General features: G+C 42.4%; 16 protein-coding genes. 10 read left to right on the forward strand and 6 right to left on the reverse strand.

Features of this window, described 5'->3' with window-relative positions; genetic code table 11:
- Positions 1-84 precede the first annotated feature (84 nt).
- The 7 genes from F5613_RS00135 to F5613_RS00165 all read left to right on the forward strand — a co-directional run bounded on the left by F5613_RS00135 (position 85) and on the right by F5613_RS00165 (position 13,685).
- Positions 85-681: an RNA polymerase sigma-70 factor gene (locus F5613_RS00135; protein ID WP_246303301.1), complete on the forward strand. Its 597-nt coding sequence runs from the start codon at positions 85-87 to the stop codon at positions 679-681.
- A gap of 64 nt (positions 682-745) precedes the next feature.
- On the forward strand, positions 746-1,714 hold the full coding sequence (locus F5613_RS00140) for a FecR family protein (protein ID WP_246303302.1): 969 nt from the start codon (positions 746-748) through the stop codon (positions 1,712-1,714).
- A gap of 194 nt (positions 1,715-1,908) precedes the next feature.
- Entirely contained in the window at positions 1,909-5,382 is a 3,474-nt protein-coding gene (locus F5613_RS00145) for a TonB-dependent receptor (protein WP_394353435.1), read from the forward strand.
- Between the two features lie 11 nt (positions 5,383-5,393).
- A complete protein-coding gene (locus F5613_RS00150) occupies positions 5,394-7,166 on the forward strand; it encodes a RagB/SusD family nutrient uptake outer membrane protein (protein ID WP_246303304.1) in 1,773 nt (590 codons plus the stop codon).
- A gap of 305 nt (positions 7,167-7,471) precedes the next feature.
- Positions 7,472-8,728: a Gfo/Idh/MocA family oxidoreductase gene (locus F5613_RS00155; protein WP_079683036.1), complete on the forward strand. Its 1,257-nt coding sequence runs from the start codon at positions 7,472-7,474 to the stop codon at positions 8,726-8,728.
- Between the two features lie 20 nt (positions 8,729-8,748).
- Positions 8,749-12,195 (forward strand): DUF1080 domain-containing protein, encoded by a 3,447-nt coding sequence (locus F5613_RS00160; RefSeq protein WP_179398221.1) that lies wholly within the window; start codon positions 8,749-8,751, stop codon positions 12,193-12,195.
- A 188-nt stretch (positions 12,196-12,383) separates the two neighbouring features.
- A complete protein-coding gene (locus F5613_RS00165) occupies positions 12,384-13,685 on the forward strand; it encodes an O-acetylhomoserine aminocarboxypropyltransferase/cysteine synthase family protein (protein WP_179398222.1) in 1,302 nt (433 codons plus the stop codon).
- Between the two features lie 658 nt (positions 13,686-14,343).
- Here F5613_RS00165 and F5613_RS00170 read toward each other — a convergent pair.
- From F5613_RS00170 to F5613_RS00190, 5 genes are all read right to left on the reverse strand, one after another.
- Positions 14,344-14,934, reverse strand: coding sequence for a MarC family protein (locus F5613_RS00170; RefSeq protein ID WP_068184007.1), 591 nt, complete (start codon positions 14,932-14,934; stop codon positions 14,344-14,346).
- A gap of 289 nt (positions 14,935-15,223) precedes the next feature.
- Positions 15,224-16,543 (reverse strand): TldD/PmbA family protein, encoded by a 1,320-nt coding sequence (locus F5613_RS00175; RefSeq protein ID WP_179398223.1) that lies wholly within the window; start codon positions 16,541-16,543, stop codon positions 15,224-15,226.
- A 1-nt stretch (position 16,544) separates the two neighbouring features.
- Positions 16,545-18,077, reverse strand: coding sequence for a TldD/PmbA family protein (locus F5613_RS00180; protein ID WP_179398224.1), 1,533 nt, complete (start codon positions 18,075-18,077; stop codon positions 16,545-16,547).
- 18 nt (positions 18,078-18,095) lie between these two features.
- Positions 18,096-19,328, reverse strand: coding sequence for an anaerobic sulfatase-maturation protein (locus F5613_RS00185; RefSeq protein ID WP_179398225.1), 1,233 nt, complete (start codon positions 19,326-19,328; stop codon positions 18,096-18,098).
- Entirely contained in the window at positions 19,325-19,729 is a 405-nt protein-coding gene (locus tag F5613_RS00190) for a Dabb family protein (RefSeq protein WP_079683031.1), read from the reverse strand. Before F5613_RS00190 ends, F5613_RS00185 begins: the two co-directional genes overlap by 4 nt.
- Before the next feature lie 181 nt (positions 19,730-19,910).
- Between F5613_RS00190 and F5613_RS00195 the strand changes: the two genes are divergently transcribed.
- The 3 genes from F5613_RS00195 to F5613_RS00205 are packed head-to-tail and all read left to right on the forward strand — an operon-like array spanning position 19,911 to position 24,214.
- The gene (locus F5613_RS00195; protein WP_179398226.1) at positions 19,911-21,356 is read left to right on the forward strand and encodes an SGNH/GDSL hydrolase family protein; all 1,446 of its coding nucleotides are present in this window, start codon (positions 19,911-19,913) and stop codon (positions 21,354-21,356) included.
- Positions 21,328-22,695 carry a GDSL-type esterase/lipase family protein gene (locus F5613_RS00200; RefSeq protein ID WP_179398227.1) on the forward strand — a complete coding sequence of 456 codons (1,368 nt, stop codon included), beginning with the start codon at positions 21,328-21,330 and terminating at the stop codon, positions 22,693-22,695. Before F5613_RS00195 ends, F5613_RS00200 begins: the two co-directional genes overlap by 29 nt.
- The gene (locus tag F5613_RS00205) at positions 22,682-24,214 is read left to right on the forward strand and encodes an MBOAT family O-acyltransferase (protein ID WP_179398228.1); all 1,533 of its coding nucleotides are present in this window, start codon (positions 22,682-22,684) and stop codon (positions 24,212-24,214) included. The genes F5613_RS00200 and F5613_RS00205 overlap by 14 nt, the downstream gene beginning before the upstream one ends.
- On the opposite strand, the gene F5613_RS00210 is transcribed toward F5613_RS00205, so the two are convergent.
- A complete protein-coding gene (locus tag F5613_RS00210; RefSeq protein ID WP_179398229.1) occupies positions 24,195-25,466 on the reverse strand; it encodes a mechanosensitive ion channel family protein in 1,272 nt (423 codons plus the stop codon). The two genes, F5613_RS00205 and F5613_RS00210, sit on opposite strands and share 20 nt — an antisense overlap.
- Positions 25,467-25,602: the final 136 nt, after the last annotated feature.

The following is a 25,602-nucleotide window of genomic DNA, read 5'->3' on the forward strand; positions in this document are numbered from 1 at the left end:
ATCTGAACTCTGGAGATGAATATAACTCGCTACAAGTTCCATCCCAGCCAGAATTAAACTTTATTTATATGAAAAGGTAAATATATGAGTGCTTTGTTTGATCATACTATGATAAAAATGGGCATAGAGGACAGGGAGGGGTTTGACAACCTGTTCCGACACTATTATCCTCGCTTGAAATCGTACGTTTCGTCGTTTGTAGAAGATTCGGTAGCGGAAGACATTACACAGGACGTATTTCTATATGTTTGGGAAAACAGAAAAAAAATCCATGTTGGTCCGGCTTTCCATTCCTATCTGTTTCAAGCGGGTTATACAAGATCGATCGACTACCTTAAGAGACAAAAATCCGTTACCGGATTCTCATCGCTTATCCAGAATGAAATTACGCAGATTTACGAAACGCTGGCTGTTAATGAGGGTGATATACTTGAAAATCTGTATTCGGAGGACTTCTATGAGAAACTATATACCTTGTTGGAGCTGATTCCAGAACAGCGACGCAATGTTTTTCTGATGGCCTATATGGACGGATTAAAGACGAAGGAGATTGCCGCCAACCTGGATATCCCGCAACGCACGGTTGAAAGTCACATTTACCTTACCCTTAAATTTCTGAAAGAACACTTCGAGAAAAAAGATTTCTTCCTGCTTTTGCTGTTAATTCAGTTTTCTATCTAAAATAATCCGCATTTTGCTCCGTAGTTTTTCGCTTACAGCCGTTATGCTTGTATAGATTGAAAAAATGGAGTTCGACTACAAAATATTAGCTAAATATATTATCGGAGAGATCACCTTCGAAGAACAAACGAGTCTGGTTGAGTGGAGTCAAATGTCTGAAGAGAATAATTTGCTGCTCAAAAAGATCGTAGAAGCACGTATTCTGAAAAAATTTGTCTTACATAACAGCAAAGAAAAAACGGAACAGGCATTGCTTACGCTACATAATAAGATTGAACGTAAATCGATCTGGTCTATTCTGCGTCCGTACCTTGGCTATGTGGCTCTCTTTTTTCTGCTTATCTTTTCGTCTGTACTGGGAAGTATCTACTATTCTGCTTCGCACGAATACATCAGTATTGTTGTGAAACCAGGAGAGAAAATAAAGAAAATAGTGCTGGAAGATAGTTCGGTGGTATGGCTCAACAGCGAGTCGGTGCTCCGTATTCCCACTTCGTTTTCACCTAAAAAAAGAGTGGTGAAGCTGGAGGGGGAGGCATTTTTTGATATAACTAAACAAAAAGGTATCCCGTTTCGTGTTGAAACGGAACATGTGGATGTAAAAGTATTGGGAACCTCTTTTAACTTAAATACTGAAGCAGCAGATAACGCATTCGAAGCAGTGCTTGTTTCCGGTAAAATTGTTTTACAGGACAAGCATGAAAAAGATATCTTACGGATGTCTCCTTCCGAAAAGGTTATCTATAGTCCTTCCAGAAACGAATATTCCATCGAAACGGTTGATACTAATGTCAGCACCGCATGGCATTTAAACCAGATGACCTTCGAAAATTCCACTTTGCGTGAGATTGTAAACAAGCTGTCCATGCTATACGATGTAAATATCAACATCGAATCAAAGGAGTTGGCCGACAGAAGGTACCGGTGTGTAATAAACAGAGACGAGACTCTGATTGAGGTGTTGGATATATTAAAATATCTGGCTCCAATCACGTATCGGATAGAAGGAAACGAAGTCTTTATTAGTAAATAATATGTAAATTCTATGCCTATGATATAAAATAAGAGAGAAAACAAAAGCCGGGAAAATGCTGCAACATTTAACCCGGCCTGAAAATTAATTAATAAGGTTTTACTATCAACTAAAAATCATTCAAATTTATGAATAAACTAATAACCCTCCAAGAGAAAAGGTCGTTTTCTTGGGGTAAAAGATCTATGCGGATTATGAAGGTTACTTTAATTTTATGCTTCTTAGCCATTCAGCTGTCTGCTGCGAGTGTATATTCTCAGTATGTGAGTCTTAACTTGTCAATGAAAAACACTACTGTAGGTGCAGTGATAAACAGCATCAAATCGCAGACCGGTTACGAATTCTCTTACGATGCCGACTTATTGGACAAGGTGATCGGTACGGTTTCTGTCGACATGAAAAATGAACAGATAGAAACAATATTAAATAAAATATTTGGTGGAACGGATATCAATTTCCGTGTGTTGAACAACCGTATATTTTTAAAAGAGGAACCCGGAAAGCTGAAGAATCTGTCGGTTGTAAACCAGCAACAGAGTCAGAAAACCGTAAAAGGTACGGTGGTTGATGCTGCGAATATCCCGGTTATCGGTGCCAACGTATTTGTAAAGGGTACCACTCATGGTACGATTACGGATATGGATGGTAATTTCACGCTTACGAATGTGGCTGAAAACTCTACATTGGTTATATCCTATATCGGATTTCTTGAAAAGAATGTAGAGGTGGGAAATAAGACTTCTTTCGATATTGTGCTGCTGGAAGATTCCAAGAAGTTGGAAGAGGTTGTGATTGTAGGCTACGGTACACAAAAGAAGGTGAATTTAACCGGATCCATCACGGCTGTAAATGCTTCGGAATTGAGTGGTATATCTACCTCCAACCTGTCCAATACCCTGGCCGGGCGCGCTCCGGGTGTTAATATTACAGGAAACTCGGGATTGATGGGATCTTCATCAAATATCCGCATCCGTGGTGGATTTGGTGAACCGTTGTTTGTAATTGACGGTATCGTACGTGATAAGGAAGCATTTGATGCATTGGAGGTGAATGAAATTGACCAGCTGAGCTTCCTTAAGGATGCAGCCACTGCATCTATTTATGGTTCGCAGGCAGGTAACGGCGTTGTGCTTGTAACCACAAAGGGGGGAACACAGCAGAAGCCGATGTTCAATTACCAGGGTTCGTATACGTTTATGACTCCAACGCAGGAGTTGTTTTCGGATATGTTCACCGCTACAGACGAATTGATTTACCAGAATCGTGTGGCTCAGTATCAGGGTCTGGCTACGCCCAATGGCGAGAAAGAGTTTGAATACTTCAAAGATAAAAATTACAATGTAAACGATTATATCTGGCAAACTCCCTGGAATCAGAAGCATTCTGTAAGTGTATCCGGCGGAAACGATAAGGTTACCTATTATGCTCTGGGTAGTTATATAGGTGAAGAGGGGTCATATAAAAATCTGGAGAACGACAAGTTCAACCTTCGTTCGAATGTAACAGCCAAAATTACAGATCAGATAAAGATGAACTTTAACCTGGCTGCAAATCAGCAGAACCAGCAGCGGTTCTATTGGCCGTTTTCTGACGACGACGAGCAGACCATCGGCGACCTTTATCGTTGTACCTTCAACTGGCCGAAAACCTATCCGTTTTATCTGAATGCAGACGGATCGCCGGCTAACAACGTTACGGATTATCCGGTTCAGACACCTATGGGTAGCTGGCAGGCATGGAATGTGGTTGACCAGGTGGTGGGCGATCGCTATATCAAAACCAGAAAAAGAGAGGTGAATGCAATCTTGTCGTTCGACATAGATTTGGGTAAGTTCATCCCCGGACTAACAACCAAGCTTGTTGGTAATTATATCGGTAACGATTATATGCGTAAAAAATACCTTACTTACCAGCACAACTATGTATGGGCTGCTGCCAACTCGGACCAGAACCGTTTCATCCCGGCTGCACCAGACCCCAATAAGATGAATACGTTTACATTCTCTCAGAATCAGGAGTTTTTGAGTTATAATGTTCATTCATTGTGGAGCGAACAATTAAACTGGTTCCTTAACTATAACCACAGCTTCGGAAAGCACGATGTTTCCGGTACATTGGTGTGGGAACAACAGGCTAACGGCGGCGAAAAGGTTTTTGCCAAGGGCGAAAGTCCGCTTACAAACTACGACCAGATGTTCGTTTACTCTACAGATGCCGAACGTAGATGGGGAGATGCCTGGGAAGTAACCAACGGACGTTTGTCGTGGATCGGTCGCTTTAACTATACCTACGATCAGAAGTATATCGCCGAGTTTTCGTTCCGCTATGACGGAAATACCTTGTTCCCGAAAGAGAAACGCTGGGGATTCTTCCCATCTTTCTCCGGTGCCTGGCGTATAAGCAACGAATCGTTTATGGAAAATACTTCCAATTGGTTGGATAACCTCAAGATCAGAGCATCTTATGGTACAACCGGTAACGATTTGAATGTGAACAACAAGGAAATCGAGCCATTTTCTTATATGAATGTATATCAGTCGGGTTATTCGTACATTTGGGGTGATAACCTGAACTTGGGTATTGAACCTGGCGCAACTCCAAACCCGTACCTTACCTGGGCTACATCGGCTACCTACAACGTTGGATTTGATTTTGGAGTACTTAACAATCGCTTAAGCGGATCGTTTGATGCTTTCTATAAAACAGAAAAAGATATTCTTGGATCCAGAATTGTTACGATTCCCGATACTTACGGACAATCACTTGCTCCCGAAAACTACGCCGAAAGATCCTGGAGAGGGGTTGAGTTTAACGCGATGTGGAGAGATAAAGCCTTTGGCGGTCAGCTTGATTATTCTATCTATGGTAATGTTGGTTTTTCAAAAGACCAATGGGATGTATTGGATCAGACGGCTCTTTATTCTCCCGGCGGAAATCTGGAAGAGTTTTCGGCCATCGGAAAACCTCTTAACCGCTTAAGCGGACTTAAAACGTTGGGTATTATTCGTACGCAGGAACAATTGGACGAGTTGCTTGCCAAAGGATTTAAACAATATGGTAGAAATCCGTATCTTGGCGGACTTTATTTTGAAGATGTACGTGGAGATGGTTATTCACTCGGTCCCGACGGAAAGATTGACGGTAACGACGTTCAGCTGCTTTCAGATAATGCGGCTCCCCGCATCAACTATGGTTTTGGTACAAACCTGTCATGGAAAGGATTTACAATGGACATCCATTTCCAGGGAGTGGGATTGTACGACCGTATGATAAGCAACCTGGGAGAAGGGATGGGCGGAATCCGTCAGTATGGTGGTACGGTAAGACCTTATTATCCTATCTGGACAGATGATGTATGGACTCCCGAAAATCCAAATGCCAAATATCCGAGGGTAATTGGTAAAAGCTGGTACGAATCCGGAACAGGTGCTCAGTCTTTCTGGATCAGAAACGGTGCTTACCTGCGATTGAAAAACCTGAATGTTGGTTATAATTTGCCTAAGAGCTGGATTTCGTTCCTTAACCTTGAATCTGCTCAGCTTTTCGTAAACGGTACCAACCTGTTTGTGCTTTCTGCAATGACAGAGTTCCATGATCCCGAGCAGGATTGCTACGATTCTTATCCGTTAATGAAATCATTTACTTTTGGCGTAGATATTAAATTCTAATAATTGATGGTATGATGAAAACTATAAAATATATAATCGTTTCTGTATTGGCTATGTTTGCAACAACAAGCTGTAATACATTGGATATTGAGGATATCTATGACTACAATGCAGAATTAGTATGGAATGACCAATCGCTGGTAAATGCCTATATGGCCAATCTGTATGCGAACGTGTTTAGTAACTGGTCTCCTTCGCTTGATCAGTCAACACAACAATTATCGGGTATAGTCTTTTATCCGGACCGTATTAACATGACCAACGGCGAGTATAAATTGTGGAACTACACGAATATCCGCTTGATTAACGAGGCTATTCAAAATGTAAGTGCAGGTAATTTGCCGGATAACTTCAAAAATGAGATAATTGCCCAATCTAAGTTCTTAAGGGCATACGTCTACTTCGATATGGTTGTGTATCACGGAGGCGTTCCTTATATTACCGTTCCGCAGGACAAAGATAAAGACGACCTGTATGTGAAAAGAAACTCCACGAAAGAGTGTTTCGACCTGATCATAAAGGACCTGGATGATGCTATCGGTGATTTACCTGAAAGAATCTCCACTTCGTCTGCCAACTTCGGAAAGATTGACGGTTGTTTTGCCACAGCCTTTAAAGCAAAAGTATTGCTTTATAAAGCATCTCCTCAGTTTAATCCATCCAACAAGTGGGATAATGCTTATTGGAAAGAGGCTTATGCCGCCAATGAAGCTGCCTACAATAAACTAAAAGGGTTGGGTTATGCACTAACACCCGATTATGCCAATATATTTTTGAATGAACGTGGTCCGGAGGTTGTTTTCTCTGTTATTAATACCTATCCGAATAAAACAGCCAACTGGGATTACGGTGTACGTCCCGGATCCGAAAGCCGTGGTAATGCGTGGGCTTCGCCAACATGGGATTTCGTTAAAGAGTTTCCTATGAAGGATGGTAAGCTTTACAATGACCCAACAAGCAAGTATTATAAGACAGATGCTAACTTCCTTCAATCATACTGGTTGAACAGAGATCCCCGCTTTGATAAATCGGTGGTTTGGAATGGCTCGGTATACGAAGTTTCAAATAAAAAGGGAAACAGACAGTATACAGCATTGGGTGTTGCGGATGTACTGGACGATTTTGGTGTAAACCCGAAGGCAGGAACCAATTCAACTAACCTGGACTCATATAGTGGTTTCTTTATTCGTAAGGCGAGTGATTTGTCTTTGTTACAGTCGGAAGTGCAGCAATACGACATCGACTATATTGTAATGCGCTTTGCCGAGGTGATGCTTAATTATGCCGAAACAGCCAACGAAACCGGAAAATCGGATGTAGCGTTAACTATCCTGAAGGAAATAAGAAATCGTGCAGGTATTGAAGCCGGGGCTGATGGTAATTATGGTATTACTACCACCACCCGCGAAGGTATCAGAGAGGCTATCCTTGCCGAAAGAAACATTGAATTCTGCTTTGAAGGTAAGTATTTTTGGGATTTGAGAAGACTGAGGATGCTGGACCGTCTGGATGGTAAAACCAAATTTGGAGTAGAAGCCATTGCCATAAATCCGGATGGATCAGAAATGTCTATCGCCGAAGCAAAAGCGAAAGCAGCCAAAAATGAACTCAAGGAGGCCGATTTTAAATACACCGTTCATCAGATTCCTTTTACCGGAGTGAAGATCTCTTCGGTACCCGAAAAATATTATTTCTTCCCAATCAAACAATCAGTCATTGATTTGAACAGTAACATTGAGCAGAATAGTAACTGGGGCGGTACGTTTAATCCAACTTTAGAGTAATGCGTATTTAGATTTAATAAAATCAGAAGCTGTCTTACGAAGGGCAGCTTCTGTTTTTTTATTAAAACTGAATTTAATTTATTGGTATTATTAATAATATGTCTTATTTTTGAGTTTTCGTTTTACTTTATGTGATGTAATTATGAAGAAACCATTCTAAAGATAACAATTATAAAAGAATGGCGAATATTGCAGACATTTAAACGGAAATTGAAGATAATTTGACAGCTAATTAGAGTTGATATGTTCAATATAATAATTATTTTTGCGATTCTTAAAACTATAAGTTTAACATATTTCATACTATGAAAACAAACAGAAGAGATTTCTTAAAGACTCTCGGCGGTGTTGCGGCATTTACAGTAGTCCCGCGGCATGTGCTGGGAAATGGGTTTATTGCCCCAAGTGATCAACTTACCAAAGGTATTATAGGTACCGGAGGAATGGGGCGCGGCCACCTCAACTACGAAGGTACCCGTTTAGTTGCAGTCTGCGACGTTGATAAGAAACACCTTGAACTGGGCAAAAACCTGGTTAAAGACAAAATTGCAGCCTATACAGATTTCCGCGATTTAATTTTGGATAAGAATGTAGACATCGTGCACATTGCAACTCCTCCTCACTGGCACGGAATTATGTCGGTCGAAGCTGCCAAAGCAGGTAAGGATATCTGGTGTGAAAAACCGATGACCCGTACAATCGGCGAAGGTAAACGTGTGATGGAAGCTGTAAAACAATATGGAAGCATGTTCCGTCTTAATACCTGGTTCCGTTTTAAAGATCCTTTCTACGGATTGGGTACGCCCGTTAAACCCTTGAAGAAACTGGTTCAGAGCGGTATGCTGGGATGGCCGTTAAAGGTTACAATCAGCAAACATACCGGATTTGACTGGAAGTTCTACTGGGTAGGGAAAGAATATCTTGAACCGCAACCTGTTCCTGCCGAACTGGATTATGACATGTGGTTAGGCCCGGCTCCTTATAAACCTTACAATGCCCACAGGGTACACCAGACATTCCGTGGATACTGGGATTATGATGGTGGTGGTTTAGGTGATATGGGACAGCATTATATCGACCCCGTACAGTATATATTAGGAAAAGATCATACAAGCCCTGTTAAAGTTGAGGTGGATGCTCCACAACAGCATCCGGATGCAGTAGGAACCTGGCGTTCCATTACCTACACTTACGAAGACGGTTGCCAGATTGTTCTTTGGGGTGGCGATTATGGTAATCCGGATACACCTTACATTGCAGGTCCGAATGGTAATGTTTATAAGAATTTTGTTTGTGATATTCCAAACTGGGAAAAGAAATTAGCAGATTATCCGGAACCCGAACCTCAAATCTCTGAGTTCCTTACCAGTGTTAAGACCCGTCAGAAATTTGCATTGAACGAAGAAAACGGATTCCGTTCTGCTACCATTGTTAATATGGGAGCGGTAGCGTTGCGTTTGAACCGTACCTTGCATTTTGATCCTGTTAAACTTGAATTTGTCAATGACGAAGCAGCAAACCGTCTGTTGGATCAGCCGGCGCGTGCACCTTGGAATATCTAATCTTATAAATTGAAATATAGATGAAAAAAATATATTTGCCAATAGGCGCATTATTATTATCGGCATCTCTTTGGGCGCAAGAGCCACAGGGCAGAACAGCCAGTACCATTGTTGCCGATGTTTTGGCGCAAATGCCGGCACAAAAACAGGCAGAATACAATAAGTTACTTCAGTCTCTTTCTACTACAGGAGAAGATGGTGTAGCCATGTTGGTTAAAATGATTAACGAACCGGGTAAAGGAAGCAACTCTCAGGTGGAATACGCACTGAGCGGACTTACCCATTATGTGATGGCAACGGGTAACGAAAGCGCACGTTTAACTACTGCTACTGCTTACGGCAAGGTGCTCGAACAGGTTTCAAACCGCGAAATCAAAGCCTTTATCATTCGCCAGCTTCAGTTGGTTGGAAAGGATGAAAGCGTATCTGTACTTGCCAAATACCTGACTCAGGAGAATCTGGCCGGACCAGCTGCCCGTGCTTTGGTATCCTTTAATTCAGCAAAAGCTGATAACGCGCTAACAGCAGCATTGCAGTCGGCCAAAAACAATGTATCCATCCAGAAAGACATCATTCAGGCAATTGCCGAAGCTGATGCAACGGGAGTGGAGCAGGCCTTGTTGGATCTGTTGGCTACTCAGGATCAGAATTTGCAGAAAGTAACGCTGTATGCACTGAGTCAGATCGGATCAGCCACTTCGTTAAACGCCCTGGGAGCATTGGCAGAAAAGTCAGCTTTCACAATGGAAAATACCGGAGCAAACGAAGCCTACATCGCTCTGATTAAAAAGTTGGCTGCCGATGGAAATACGCAGGCTGCCGAAGCTGCTGCAAACGACCTGCTTAGCAAAGCAACTAAACTTGGTAAAACACAGACACGTAATTCTGCCCTCGAAATACTGCTCTCTATTCAAAAAGAGAAAGGTTTGAAGCTGGTTCTTGCAGCATTGAAGGATGCTTCTAAGGAATACCGCAATGCGGCATTAGATTATACCTCTTCAATTGTTAACGACGAAGTATACGTTACCCTGTTCAAAACAATGGATAAAGCCAAACCCGAACCAAAAACAGACATCCTTAACTGGATTGCCAGTCAGAGTGAATGTCCGGTTCAGCGTGAAGCTATCCGCAAAGTGATGATCAAATTTGATCAGCCAGCCACCGAACTGATACGCAAACAGGTAAAGAATAACGATTTTGGAGTGAAAGAAGCTGCCGTATGGGCATTGGTTAAGTTGGGAGATCCCAATACAATCGGTGATATTTCGGCACTACTTACTTCATCAGACGAGCAGGTTGTGAAATTAGCTCAACGTGCCCTGGCCTCTTTCAAGGGTGATATATCAACACCTGTGGTAAAGGCAATTGATAAATCTAAGGAAGCCGGCAAAATAGCTGGAATAGAACTGTTGGCTCAGCGTAAGTCTTCTGCCAATCTTAACACTGTTCTGGCGCAGACTAAATCAGACAATGAGTCTGTAAAGAAAGCGGCTTATGCTGCATTGAAAGATGTGGTGGAGGAAAGAGATCTTGTAAACATGTGCGGAATGCTTGAAACGGCAGACGCTTCTACTATTGTTCCATTGCAACAGGCTGTAATTACAGCTGTTAGCGGAATGAGTAAAGAAGCCCAGGTTTCTACAATCAGCAACCGGATGTTGCAGGCAGGCGAAAGTAAAAAACACCTTTATTATATCGTGTTGGCACAAACAGGCGATGCAAAAGCACTTTCTGTAATCTCGGAAGGCTTTGCTAAAGGTCAGGGAGCCGCAAAAGATGCAGCTTTTGAAGCATTGATGAGCTGTAAAGGTCTTGAAGCTGCCGATGCACTCTATGCTATCTGCAAAGATTCATCTGCTCCGGGCTATTTTGACCGTGCAATGAATGCATATGTTAAATTGGTTTCGAATGCTCAATATACCGGCGAAAACCGATTGATCCGTTTAAGAAAAGCAATGGAGATCGCCAAGACCGATGCTCAGAAGGTTGCCATCTTAAAGCAAATTGAACGCACAGGTACTTACCTGGGTATGTTGTATGCCGGCGAATTCTTAAATGAAAAACCGTTACAGCAAGCTGCAGCTAACGCTGTTATGAATATTGCTCTGGGTAATAAAACCTATACCGGCGAGAATGTAAAGACGCTTTTAAACAAAGTGAAAGAGGTTCTCGACAATCCGGATGCAGGTTATCAGAAACAGGCTATCCAAAAGCATCTGGATGAAATGGCAGACGAAAAAGGTTTTGTATCGTTGTTTAACGGAAAAGACCTGAGCGGATGGAAGGGCTTGGTTAAAAACCCAATCTTGCGTGCTAAAATGAAACCAGAAGAGTTGGCTGCCGAACAGGCTAAAGCCGACGAGAAGGCTCGTTCTACCTGGTCTGTTCAGGATGGAGTATTGGTATTTAACGGTAAAGGTGATAACCTTTGCACCGATAAGCAATATGGTGATTTTGAAATGTACGTTGACTGGATGCTTGACCCTGCAGGTCCTGAGGCTGATGCCGGAGTTTATCTGCGCGGTACTCCCCAGGTTCAGATTTGGGATACAGCCCGTGTAAAGGTAGGTGCCCAGGTTGGATCGGGTGGTTTGTATAACAACCAGAAAAATCCTAGTCAACCGTTGAAGGTGGCCGACAATAAGTTGGGCGAGTGGAACAGCTTTTATATTAAAATGGTGGGCGACCGTGTAACGGTTTACCTGAATGGCGAGCTTGTAGTGAACAATGTAATTCTGGAAAATTACTGGGATCGTTCGCAACCTATCTTCCCGATAGAGCAGATCGAATTACAGGCACACGGAAGCAAAGTAAGCTATCGCAATATTTTAGTGAAGGAACTAAAACGCGCAGAACCATTCCAACTTTCGGAACAAGAAAAGAAAGAAGGTTTCAAGGTGTTGTTTGACGGAACGAATATGCACAACTGGACTGGTAATACGGTAGACTATGTATTGGAAGACGGTTGTATTTCGATGAAGCCAAGTACTGCGCACGGTGGCAATCTGTATACAAAAGATGAATACAAAGACTTTGTGTATCGTTTCGAATTCCAGCTTACACCGGGAGCCAACAACGGATTAGGTATCCGTACTCCGATGGAAGGTGATGCAGCTTATGTAGGTATGGAATTGCAGATTCTGGACAATGAAGCTCCTATCTACAAAGACCTCAAGGTATATCAATACCATGGATCTGTATATGGAATTATTCCTGCAAAAAGAGGATTCCATAAACCAATGGGCGAGTGGAACTACCAGGAGGTTGTAGCCAAAGGAAACCGTATTACGGTTACTTTGAATGGAACTGTAATTTTGGATGGTGATATTAAAGAGGCTACCAAGAATGGTACACCTGATGGAAAACAACATCCGGGCTTGTTCAACGAAAAGGGTCACATCGGATTCCTTGGTCATGGTTCTCCTGTAAAGTTCAGAAACATCCGTGTCAAAGAATTGAAGAAATAAGAACTCTGCTTTTATCGTGAATTAAAGGGCGTCCAACAGGTTTGGATGCCCTTTTTTAGTTGTTTAAAGCCATTCATCGCTTTTATATACCATGTTTATGGTATTCGAAATGCCTATATCGAGTGATATCGGCTAAGTCTGCTTGGTCTATCTTTGCTGAAAACAATTCATAAAAAAACAGATAGATTATGGGACTTAATAATGCTAGATTCGAAACGTTGCAAGTGCATGCCGGACAAGTAGTAGATCAAACCACTCACTCCAGAGCAGTGCCGATATATCAGACTTCATCCTATGTGTTTGAGGATGCCAAGGATGGCGCCGATTTATTCGGACTTAAAAAGTTCGGAAATATCTATACCCGTCTGATGAATCCAACTACCGATGTATTCGAAAAACGTATTGCGGCTCTCGAAGGCGGAGCTTCTGCTCTGGCGACCTCTTCGGGGCAATCGGCTCAGTTTATCGCATTGAATAACATCCTGGAGGCTGGCGATAATTTTATTTCCACATCCCATCTCTACGGTGGAACATATAACCAGTTTAAGAATCAGTTCAAACGTCTGGGTGTGGAGGTTCGTTTTACACCCAACGATTCCCCCGAAGCTTTCGAAGCCCTTATCGACGATCATACCAAAGCTCTTTATCTGGAAACGATTGGTAATCCGGATTTGAATATTCCCGATTTTGAAGCGATTGCACGAGTAGCAGATGCACACCAGATTCCATTGGTGGTAGATAATACCTTTGGGGCAGGGGGTTTTTTATTCAGACCACTTGACCATGGAGCATCCGTGGTGGTTGAAAGTGCTACGAAATGGATTGGCGGTCATGGTACCTCTTTGGGCGGTGTGATTGTAGATAGTGGCCGTTTTAACTGGGGTAACGGAAAATTCAGAGCCTTTACAGAGCCGTCCGACAGTTACCATGGGTTGGTATTCTGGGATGTATTTGGCGACAAAGGTCCGTTCGGCAACATTGCCTTTACCTTGAGGGCACGGGTGGAAGGGCTCAGAGACTGGGGTAATGCCATCAGTCCGTTCAACTCCTTCCTGCTTATTCAGGGTCTAGAAACGTTGTCGCTGCGAGTGGAGCGTCATGTTTCCAATGCATTGGAACTGGCAAAGTGGCTTGAAACCCTCCCGGAAGTAGAGTATGTAAACTATCCCGGATTAGTAAGCAGTCCTTACCACGAACTGGCAAAGAAGTATTTTAAACATGGTTTTGGCGGAGTGTTGTCCTTCAAGCTAAAAGGAGGAGCAGAGAAAGCCGACAAGCTGATAAACGGACTCTCGCTGATCAGTCACCTGGCAAACGTAGGAGATGCCAAATCTGTTATTATCCACCCCGCAGCTACAACACACGAGCAGCTATCGGAAGAGGATAAGATTGCTGCCGGAGCTGTACCCGGATTATTGAGAATATCGGTTGGTATCGAGCATATTGAAGATATAAAAAGCGATATCAAAGCAGCTCTTTCTAATTTATAATATTTCCTTTCCCAATCATATATGAATGGATAACAAGCCTTATATGTTTTGAAAACAAGCTATATATGAATGATAAGCAAGCTCTATATGATTGAGGAACGGTGTGTATATGATTGATAATCAGACTGTAGTGTATTGAAGTTTCTTAGGACAATGAATGGGGGAAAATCCTATTATTTTTTACTTGAAAAGTAATGAGAAACGTCTCAAAAAGTATATACATTTTGAGCAAAAAGTCCTAACATTTTGAGGAAAAAGTCCAAACATTTTGCGCAAAAAGTCCTAACACTTTATTCACGAAGTGACTCGCACTGAATTTGGTTTACACTGCCCAAATAATGGGTTATGGGGAGCTGGATTTCTGTTGGCTAAACCTGGTTAGGGCTTGATACCCTAATCAGGTTTTACTATTTAATTTGAGTAAATGTTTTTTGATTCTTTAAACTGAGAAACTAGACATATCAGAAATCATTCTACTGAAAGTTTGGACACTTTTCAAATCATTAAACCGAGAATCCAGACATCTCTTCAAATGTCATACTGCGATTCTTTACACCTTACCAAAATCCATCCTAAAATAGTTTACACCCGATGGATATATCTGAACCGGACTTGCTGCAGGTTCAAACGTAGGCTTGGTTCAATTGCAAGCTGGTTCTTACAGACTGCCGATCAGTGAGGTCAGATTGGCGGTGATAAGTCTCACGGCGATAGCTAGCAGAATGATTCCGAAGAATTTACGCATCACATAGATACCGCTTTTGCCGAAAAACTTTTCTACAACGTATACCTTCTTTAGTACTACATAAACCACTATCATATTTAACGCCACAGCAATGATAATATTCAGGATATTATATTCTGCCCGCAACGAAAGCAATGTAGTAAAGGAGGCTGCACCGGCAATAAGCGGAAATACCAGAGGTACAATGGTTGCTGTACCACCCGGACTATCATTCTTAAAAATTTCTATGTTAAAGATCATCTCTACGGCAAGCACAAAGAGAACAAGTCCGCCAGCTACCGCAAACGATGATATATCTACCTGGAATAAAGCGAGCAGAGCCTGACCGACAAATAAGAATGCCACTAAAATAACAAACGAGATGAGAGCTGCTTTACCTGCCTCGAAAGTCTGGTCCTTCTGCTCGAGGCTAATAATAATGGGAATAGCTCCCAATATATCAATTACAGCAAATAGTACCACAAAAGCACTTAAAACCTCTTTAAAACTAAAAAATAAATCCATCTGGTTTAAAATTTAACTGTTATTACCTGGAAAAATCCATTCAATTCAATCCGATTGATATTGTCAATTTGTCTGCAAAGCTACAAAAAAATAACAGAAAATAATGATTTTTTACAAATTACAGGGTATTATTTGGGTTTGTTTCAAGATAATTGCAATGCTTAGTCGAAGAGGAAAGGTGTAAAATAGGCCTTCATCCGATGGTGTAAGGTGCCGGCTTCATTGCTCTGTCGAAAAGGAGAGATGTAAACTCCCGAAGCTTTAAGCCGGGCTTCGGGAGTTTTTTTATTTATAATCCGCTAAAATCTACGTCCTTGAACAATAGCGATGGGATTCGCCATGATGACGATTTACGGATGTCATTACCTGCCTCGGACAAGTTGTTCCATAAAGTAATCATGTTTCCGGTTACGTTCATTTCGGAGATAGGTTGTGTGGTTTTACCGTTTTCGATATGGAAACCTTCAATACCGTAAGAAAAATCGCCGGTAGTGCTGTTGCAGTTTCCACCGTTGAAACCGGTAACAAGTATTCCTTTCTCGAGCGATGCAACCAGACCGTTCACGTCTTTCATTCCATGTTGCATGGTTAAGATAGAGGGAGAACTGATGGTGCTCTTCACCTGCATTTTATTTGCATTATAGGTGTCGATAAAATAGGTGTTCAGCACTCCTTCATTGAAAATTGCACGCGGGGTAGTGGCAACACCTTCGTTATCAAAATAACGGGCGCCTTCGGCCTTTACCAGATGCGGTTCGTCTTTGATGGTGACGTTGCTTCCCAACACCAGCTTGTCTTGTTTATCAAGCAGGAACGAATTCTTTTGCTGAATGGCCGATCCGTACAAAGCTCCGATTACCGGAGATAATAGGCGGGAAGAATTCATATTGTCTACCACCATGGCATACTTGCCGGATGCTATCTTTTGTTGTCCTAATTTTTGAAGCACCCGTTCGATGGACTTTGTACCGATTCCGTTTTTCTGTAGTTCGTTGTAATAGATAGACGAATCGTACCAGTAAGATTCCGGACGGGCATCGCCTTCGCCTTTAATGCTTACATTGCCTACCAACGTAAAAGACGAGTTGGCACTTTCTCCTTCGAATCCGTTACTGGCTACCATGTATTTGAAGCTTTTTTCGTCTCCATATGATCCGTTGGACGAGATGATCCGTTTGTCTTTTCCGTAAATCTCTTCGCAAACCTTCATGGCAAGTCCTACTTTATCGTCCGGATTGATGGAGTCGAACGAGGGATCTATCAAGTCGAGTGGCACGCCTCCTCCTTTGTAATAGAACGAGGAATCGGGTAGGGTGCGGAATTTATCTTCGGCAAGAAACCGGGTAGAATTGATGCCTTCTTTAATAAATCGTTCGAGTTCGGCCTTGTTTAATCTATTGGTCGAAAAAGAACCGTATCTTCCGTCAACAAAGATATTGATGACAAGTCCGTTTTCGGATGCCTGCTGCAGCTTGTCAATTTTCATGTCGCGCACTTCAATCGAGCTGCTGAATCCGGTGTACAAGCTAACGCGGGAAGCCTGACTGCCATTTCTAAGGGCAAATTCCATTGCCCATTGTGCAAGTAATTTATGTTCGTTCGATATCATATCAATTTTCTCCTCCAACTGTTAGTTTGCTGACCAATGCGGAAGGCATTCCGCAGGTAACCGGACAGGACTGTCCGTCTTTTCCGCAAGTCCAGGTTCCGTTGTCCATCTTATAATTATTACCCACCATGGTGATGTCTGCCAAAGCCTTCGGACCGTTACCGATGATGTTTATATCTTTGATAGGTTGAGTAAGCTTGCCATCCTCGATTAAATAACCAGACTTAACGAAGAAGGTGAAGTCGCCGGCCCCGATCTGAACCTGCCCGTTGGTAAATACATCGGCAAAAATACCTTTCTTTACCGAAGCGATCATCTCTTCTTCCGTTACGTTTCCATCTTCCATATAGGTGGCACGCATACGGGGCATAGGCATCTGACGGAACGATTCGCGCCGGCCATTACCCGTAGAACGTATGCCGTAGTGTTTGGCACTGATGCGGTCGTGCAGGTAGCTGGTTAGAACGCCGTCTTTTACGATGTATGTTTTTTGTCCCTCTATACCTTCGTCGTCTATGTTTACAGAACCCCGGTTAAAAGGAATGGTACCGTCGTCTACCACATTGATATGTTCGTTGCAAATCTTTTTATTGAGCTGATCCGAGAATATGGAGGTGTTCTTTCGGTTGAAGTCGGCTTCGAAAGCGTGTCCTATAGCCTCGTGTAGCAGAATACCCGAACCTCCGGCACCCATAACCACCGGCATTTCTCCGCCTTTAGGCTTTACAGCTTCGAACAGGATGGATGTCTTTTTTACAGATTCGTTTGCCAGTTCGTCAATCAATTCGTCGGTAAGAAATTCGGTACCCATACGAAAAGCTCTCGATGCATAGGCATTCTCAATTTTGCCGTTGGCTTCCATAATGCATTGAACACCTAATGTAACCATGGGGCGGTAATCGTAATACATAATGCCTTCCGAATTGCAGAAAAGAATGTGCGAAGTAGAATCGCTAAGAGATGCCGATACCTTGTGAACCCTTTTGTCTAAAGCGAAAACCTTTTCATTCAGTTTCTGAAGATGGGGCATCTTTTCGTTTACGGCAATTTCACTCCAGGGAGTCTTCACCGCATAATAATTCTGAACAATGGGCTTCTCTGTAAGATTCACCGCAGCCTTGTTTCCTTTTACATTGGCAATACGAGCCGCAGTACGGGCCGCCGTAAGCATGTCTTGCAAAGTGACGTTTTCTACGTATGCATAACCGCTCTGATCGCCCGACAGAACACGGATACCAACACCATAATCTATATTTGAACTGGCACGGTTCACTGCCCCGTCCTGTAGTCCGATATAGTTGTTAAACGAATGTTCAAAAAAGAGATCGGCATAATCGCCCCCTTTTTCGAGAGCTACCCCCAAAACCTTTTTTAAATCGCCTTCCGAAACACCGAAGTGATTCAAGGCAAATAACACGCCGGCGGCTTTGCCGGCATAACTTTCTGCAACTTCACCTAATATTGAGGGAGTAGCTAAAGATCCCAGCATAACAATTCCTCCTGTTTTAATAAATTCCCGTCTGTTAAAGCTCATAACTTTTTCTTTTTTGTGTTATTGCTTCTGCTTACGCGCCCAATCCATCACATTGGCTGGCGGACGTTGAGCCATGAGTTCCTTTTTCATGAAATCCATGTAAGGCGCAATATGTGTGAAGTATTTTTTTAAACCTTTACACAAATAGTTTAGTCCCGGTTCGCCGTCGGCTGTTGTAAGAAAACGGTTTTTCGGGCATTCCCCGTTGCAGGCAAAAAGGTATTCGCACGATTTACACTGATTGGGCAGCGTATCTGCCTTATCGGCGCCAAATTTAAGTTGCTTTGGCGAATACATCATTTCCGTTAACGAGTGTGTACGTATATTTCCGAGTTTATATTCCGGAAAAACATAATGGTCGCAACTATAAACATCTCCGTTAAATTCCATAATACCTGCATGTCCGCATGTTTTTGCCAGCGTACATATACCGGGTTGTTCTCCAACCCAGTTGGCCAGGGCTGCATCAAACAGCTGAACGAAATAGGTTCCCACGTCCTCCTTTAACCATTCGTCGAATATGGCGCAGAGAAAATTGCCCCATTTTTCGGAATCAACAGTAAAAGGCGCAAGCTTTATTTCCTGATTCTGTTGTAGCGGATGAGTAAGTTTAGTACCGTCGTTCTGTTCATGAATACGTTCCACAATGGGTGAAAACTGAATATAATGACATTCTATTTCCTTAAAGAAATTATAAAACTCGAGGGGATAGTCAACATTGTAGTCGTTAACCACAGCCATCGCATTATATTCGACTCCGTGTTTTTTTAACAGGTCGATTCCCTTCTTTACCTTATAAAAGGAGGGTTGTCCCTGCTTGTTCCGTCTGTATTCGTCGTGGAACTCCTGTGGACCGTCAATTGATATCCCCACCAGGAAGTTATTCTCTTTAAAGAATTGGCACCATTCATCTGTAAGCAACGTTCCGTTTGTCTGGATACAATTATCTATTTGTTTGCCACGTCCGTATATTTTCTGAAACTCCAGCGCCTTTTTATAAAAGCTGATAGGACGCATCAGTGGTTCACCTCCGTGCCATGTAAATAAGATTTCGCTCATAGTCTGACTGTTGATGTACTCTTGAACAAATTTCTCAAGAAGCTCATCAGTCATTATACTATTTTTCTTTTCCGGATAAAAGTTCCCTTTTTCAAGGTAATAGCAATATTTGCAAGCCAGATTACATACAGACCCCACAGGTTTCACCATCATGTAAAGCGGACGCGCAAAGGGCGTAGCTAATGTACTCATAGGCTCTCGTAATCGGTTTCCTGAAATCCGCTGACTTCAGTTTCCCATCTTTCTTTTACAAATGAAACATGATCGGGATGGTTGTTGTACGTCTCGAAATCCGTACGGTTCGTAAAGACCATCGAAAATCCGAAGTCGAATGTGCACTTGGGACTGGTCTGGCGGAATACCTGGAAATTTCTGACAACCGGGATAGATGTTAGAATCTTCTTTCCGTCGGACAGAAAGGCGTTTGTAGCATCCGATTCTTTGCCATGCTTTAGGCTAAAAGCAACTGTATGAAGTATTTCTCCGGGTTTTAATGTGCAAGCGGCGTCGTCTTTACAAGAAGTAAGCACTCCCGCTGTAGCCGACACGGCTGTGGCGACTGATGCCGTTTCTAAAAATCTGCGTCTGTTCATAGACTACTATTATATATGTATTATTGAACTGTTTAGATTACAAATGTAATAGAATTTGGAATAAACGGGCAGCCTTTACCCATTTATTTCAGTTTTTCTTTTATCCCATTCCGGATTAACTTCATTAATAAAATAAAAAAATACCTACATTTGCACCTTCGAAATAAGCAGATAGCGATAAATGAATAAAGACACGACTTTTGGCAGACTGATAGGAATCCTATTCATAACTATGTTTGTTTGCCTGGCTCTATATATGCTGCCCGACACTATCCTGGGATACAAAATAAAGAAAGTAGACTTACTTTCGGATCTCAGAATCAAAGATGACTCGGTGTCTATCGACCAATTGAAACGCAAACTTGCCATAGCCGATTCGTTGCTGACAGACTCTATCAATAAAGCCCGGTTGGCACAATCGGCCGAAACCGATTCGTTTTCAATCGCCCTAAGGGATTCACTTTACAAAGCAATGCAATCGTCATGGTCGGCAGCCGACTCGCAGGGGGTACGGCTGGAGGATTTTTCACTGGGACATGTAGGTTTAAAACGCTTCTTTGCAGCACTTAAGAATGCCCAGGAGCGAAGAGGGCAGGTCCGCATCGCATTTATGGGAGATTCGTTCATAGAAGGAGATATCATGGTAGCCGATTTTCGTAATGCCATGCAACAAAAGTTTGGCGGACGAGGCGTCGGTTTTGTCCCTATCGCTTCTTCTGTTTCGCAATATCGTCCCACGGTGGAACATCACTTTGGCGGATGGAATACATTCTCGCTGCTTACAGATAAAAGTAAGAAATATACATTGCCCGGAATGGTGTTTGAAGCCCAAGAGGGTGCAAATGCTAATTTCCGAACCGTAAACCGTTATGCAACTCTCCGTGAAGTCTCCGCCCTAAAGCTGGTATACGAACAGAATGCCAATTCGCAGGTTCAACTTGTCAGCAACAGCTCGGCAGATACTGCTTACCAGGATCTTCCGGCAACGAATACGGTTACGCAACGAACCTGGACAGGTCACTTTACCAATGCCTCTTTCCGTTTTAACCGCACCGAAGGATTACGTGTACTGGGCGTTTCGATGGAAGATACAACAGGCGTTGTGGTAGATAATTATTCCTTACGCGGAAACTCGGGCCTTATACTGGAACAGATGGATCCTTCCAGGTGCGAAGCTCTGAATGCCATCCGCAGGTACGATTTAATCGTACTGCAATATGGACTCAATGTTGTAAGCGACGAGATGCTTCATTATGGCTGGTACCGCCAGCGAATGGTGCAGGTGATAAAACATGTGCAGCGCTGTTTCCCCAATGCTGATATTCTATTGCTGGGGGTATCCGACCGCAGCCGACAGGAAGAGGGTACCTTCAAAACTATGCCAGCTGTATTGGCCCTCTTGCATGCACAACGGCAGATTGCTCAACAAGCAGGCGTTTGTTTCTGGAACGTGTTCGGTGCCATGGGTGGCGAAAACAGTATGGTGAGATATGTAGACAACAACTGGGCAAGCAAAGACTACACACACCTCAGTTTCAGAGGAGGGAAGGAGATAGGAATGTCTCTATTCAAAGCAGTGTTAATAGAAAAACAATTTTATGATGAAGCAGAAAAAGCACTTCGATAAAGAGACCTTGATGGGTTGTCTTATTGCATCACTCGTGCTTGTTTCAAGCATTCATTTTGCATTCGGAGTCACAAAAGGCTCTGATACGAACTTGTTGCCGACTGCAACTCTCGAATTACTGCCCGTTCCTTCTGCCGGATCAGTTTCTTTTGAGGTTGATTCGCTGAATGTGATTCAGGACAACCAGCATGCGCTGGATCCGATCTTTCGTTTGCTTGATTCTTTGCGATCGGGAAAAGATACGGTACTTACTATCGTACATTTGGGTGATTCTCATCTGCAGGCAGGATACAATACGGGTAAAATAATGCGGTTGATGCAACATGATTTTGGCAATGCGGGCAGGGGATGGATTTCTCCTTTAAAATTGTCTAAGACCAACGAGCCCGACGATTATTTCATCCGTTCCGAAAATAACAGCTGGGTGTCCGGACGTATTACACAATCGGCCCCCAAATGCCTGATCGGTCCCGGGGGAATTGGAATTCAAACTAATCTTCATAACGTAAACCTGGATGTTTCAATTGCTCCAAATAACGGAATGGGTTATTCATTCAATAAGGCCATCTTATACCGTCACCCTCAGGCTGCCTTTCTGCAGCCATCTGATCCCGATCATCGCATTGTTGCTTTAAAAGGAGCCGATACAACAGACCCCGCTCTGGTTGCAGATACCTTCTGTTTGCCTAAGCTTACAGATGTATTGTCACTGAAGGGTGTCGCGGATAAAGTCGATTCTACAAATACAGGTAGTTCCGATGCGTTTATGAATACCTTCTACGGGTTATCTCTTACCAATGGCAATCCCGGGGTTTTGTATCATTCCATCGGAGTAAACGGTGCTTTGTACGAAAACTATACCAAAGAAAGCTATGTAAGGCAACTGGCTTTGTTAAAACCTACATTGCTTATTATATCGCTGGGCACCAACGAAAGTTTTGGCAGGAATTTCAATAAAGCAGATTTCGAGAAACAGATAGATCGTTTTGTTACGATGCTTAAAACTTACATGCCCGAAACAACATTGATGCTTACAACTCCGGCCGAGTGTTACAAACGGACGCGTGTCAAGAAAAAAAGAGTCTATGTAAGAAATACCCGCACCGAGCAGGTGGCTCAGACAATTGTAAATTATGCAAGGGAGAAGGGTATTGCCTGTTGGGATCTATTTTCGGCAACCGGAGCCGATGGTTCTTGTAAAAGTTGGTACAAGGCGGGTTTGTTTGGAAAAGACCGGGTTCATTTTACTGTAGAAGGATATAAGGAACAAGGAACGTTGTTCTACAAGGCATTTATCAAAAAATATAACAATCATCTCGAACAGAATGGAAATCTTTAATCTGGATTTATCACGTATTCCCAGTTTGCTTGGGTATCAACCTGGCGCTCCTATGATTTTTAGCAGCGGTCTGTTTTTCTTTCTGTTTATTTTATTTGTATTGATTTATATACCGTTGAGAAAATACTCATATGCAAGGATATTCTATGTAACACTTTTTTCTCTCTATTTTTATTATAAAAGCAGCGGAATCTGGTTTCTGTTATTGATGTTTACAGCTTCGTCCGATTTTTGTATCGGCCGACTTCTTTCTTTGTCGTCCAACAATCTGGAGCGTAAATTGCTGGTAGCATTAAGCCTTTGTGTAAACCTGGGTATGTTGGGCTATTTTAAATATACCAACTTTTTATGTCAGGCATTTACAGGTCTCGGAGTTGAAATAGGACAGATTTTCGGTATCGAGCAATTGCAGAAGCTTAGCTATCAGCCGATGGATATCTTCCTGCCGGTTGGTATTTCTTTTTTTACGTTTCAGTCGTTAAGTTATATTATCGATATCTATCGCGGACGAATTCAATCGCTGAAAAGATGGATCGACTATGTGTTCTATGTTTCGTTCTTCCCTCAGCTGGTAGCCGGACCGATTGTTCGTGCGCGGGATTTTATTCCACAGATATATAAAACACCTTCGGTATCGAAAGCCGAATTTGGAGAAGGGCTTTTCCTGATTGTGTGCGGATTATTTAAGAAGGCGGTGATTTCCGATTATATAAGCCTGAATTTCGTAGATCGTATTTTCGACGCTCCGTTGCTATACACGGGGGTAGAAAACTTATTGGGCATCTATGGATATGCATTGCAGATTTATTGCGACTTCTCCGGCTATTCGGATATGGCAATCGGTATCGCTTTACTGCTTGGGTTCAGGTTCAATATCAATTTTGATTCACCCTATCAATCGGCCACCATCACCGAATTTTGGCGTAGATGGCATATCTCTCTTTCTTCCTGGTTAAAAGATTATCTATATATCTCCTTGGGTGGTAACCGAAAAGGAAAGGTTCGGACCTATCTTAATCTGTTAATAACCATGCTTCTGGGCGGTTTGTGGCACGGTGCTTCTGTGCGTTTCCTTATCTGGGGAGCTATTCACGGAATATCCCTGGCTGTACACAAATTCGTGATGGGCCGATTTAGCAGCTTTAAGCAATCGGGCGAATTGATGAATCCGCTTCGAAGGGTAATCGGAGTGCTTATAACATTTCATGTTGTATGCTTCGGATGGATTTTTTTCCGTGCAGATTCCATGCAACGGGTAGGAGAGATGCTTACTCAGATTGCAACAAACTTCCATCCCGAAGTTTTTCTTCAATTCCTATCTGGTTACAAAGTGGTATCATTTATGATGATTACAGGGTATCTGATGCACTTTATGCCTAGAAAAGCAGAAATGAAAATGCAGCTGGCTGTAACTAAGTCGCCTTTGGTTATCCAGGCGTTGATACTAATTATAGCTGTATTTATTGTTTTTCAGGTTAAAAGTGCCGGGGTTCAACCCTTTATCTATTTTCAGTTTTAACAAACATCCGGACATCACTTCCGGATAATTCCTGGAAAATCTGAAGATCGAATTCCGGTATCACCGCCAGAACATGGTCAAATACATCGGCTTGGATGGTTTCATAGATTACCCAATCTTTGATGGATGAGAAAAAGTAGAGTTCCATAGGAATACCTTTCTCCGTGGGTTGCAGGTGCCTTACCATACATATCATCTCTTTGTTCACTTCCGGAAGACTTTCGAGGTAGCGTTGCAGATAGGCACGGAATACACCCAGGTTAGTCTGACGTCTGCCATTTACTAAAATAGTATTGTCAATCTGATTTGTCTGATTGTAAGTTTGAAGTTTATTTTCTGTGTCATCTATATACCCGGCAAGAAGAGATATCTTACGGTATTTTTCCAGCATTTCGGGTGTACAGAACTTTACGCTGTTCATGTCAAGATTGATAGATCTTTTGATTCGTCTTCCGGGAGATTCACGCATTCCTCTCCAGTTCTGAAAAGATTCGCTAATAAGTGCGTAAGGAGGGATGGTGGATATGGTATTGTCGAAATTCTTTACCTTGACTGTATTTAACGTAATTTCAATTACCGTTCCGTCGGCTCCGTACTTGGGCATCGAAATCCAGTCGTCCACCCGTAACATATCGTTGGCCGACAGCTGGATGCCCGCTACAAATCCCAGGATTGTGTCCTTAAACACCAACATCAGAATGGCTGCAGATGCACCAATTCCCGTAAAAATAGTGGAGGGAGATTCGTTTATAAGTATGCTGATCAACAGTATGATTCCTACTGAGAATAAGATAACCTGCACAATCTGGACAAAACCTTTCAGTGGCTTGTCTTTAAATTTGTCGTTTCTGTGAAATAATTCCACCCCAAGATTCAGGAGGCTGTTTATAAAAAGAAGCGAAACAGTTATGATATATATCTGGCATAGTTTCTGCAACAAGACGAGTATTTCTTTATCTGCAGGTGATGGATAGGCTAGTGGAAGCATAGTGAAAATAAGAATGGAAGGAATGATATGCATTCCTTTGTTTATTATTTTCTTTTCAATGATTAAATCGTCCAGCTGATTAGTCGTTTTCTTGGCAAACTTTTTAAATGCTCCCAATAAGATGTACCTGCAAATATAATCTACTGCCAAAGCAAGCAATATAATTATAAGTAGTACAGCAAAATTGTCGAGATAGTCTGCTACGCTTACAGATGTGCCAAAGTTCAGCAACTTTTGATTAAACCAATTGGTAATTTGTTCCATAAATCTTTTATTTCTCAGAATTTGATATCCCTGCAAAAGTAATAAAAGGTTTGGTATTTTTTACAGAATTTAGCTGCTGACTTACTTTATAACTGGATTAAGATTTTAATTCTGTACAAAATGAATAACCTGCACA

This window comes from Macellibacteroides fermentans (assembly GCF_013409575.1).
Lineage (GTDB): Bacteria > Bacteroidota > Bacteroidia > Bacteroidales > Tannerellaceae > Macellibacteroides > Macellibacteroides fermentans.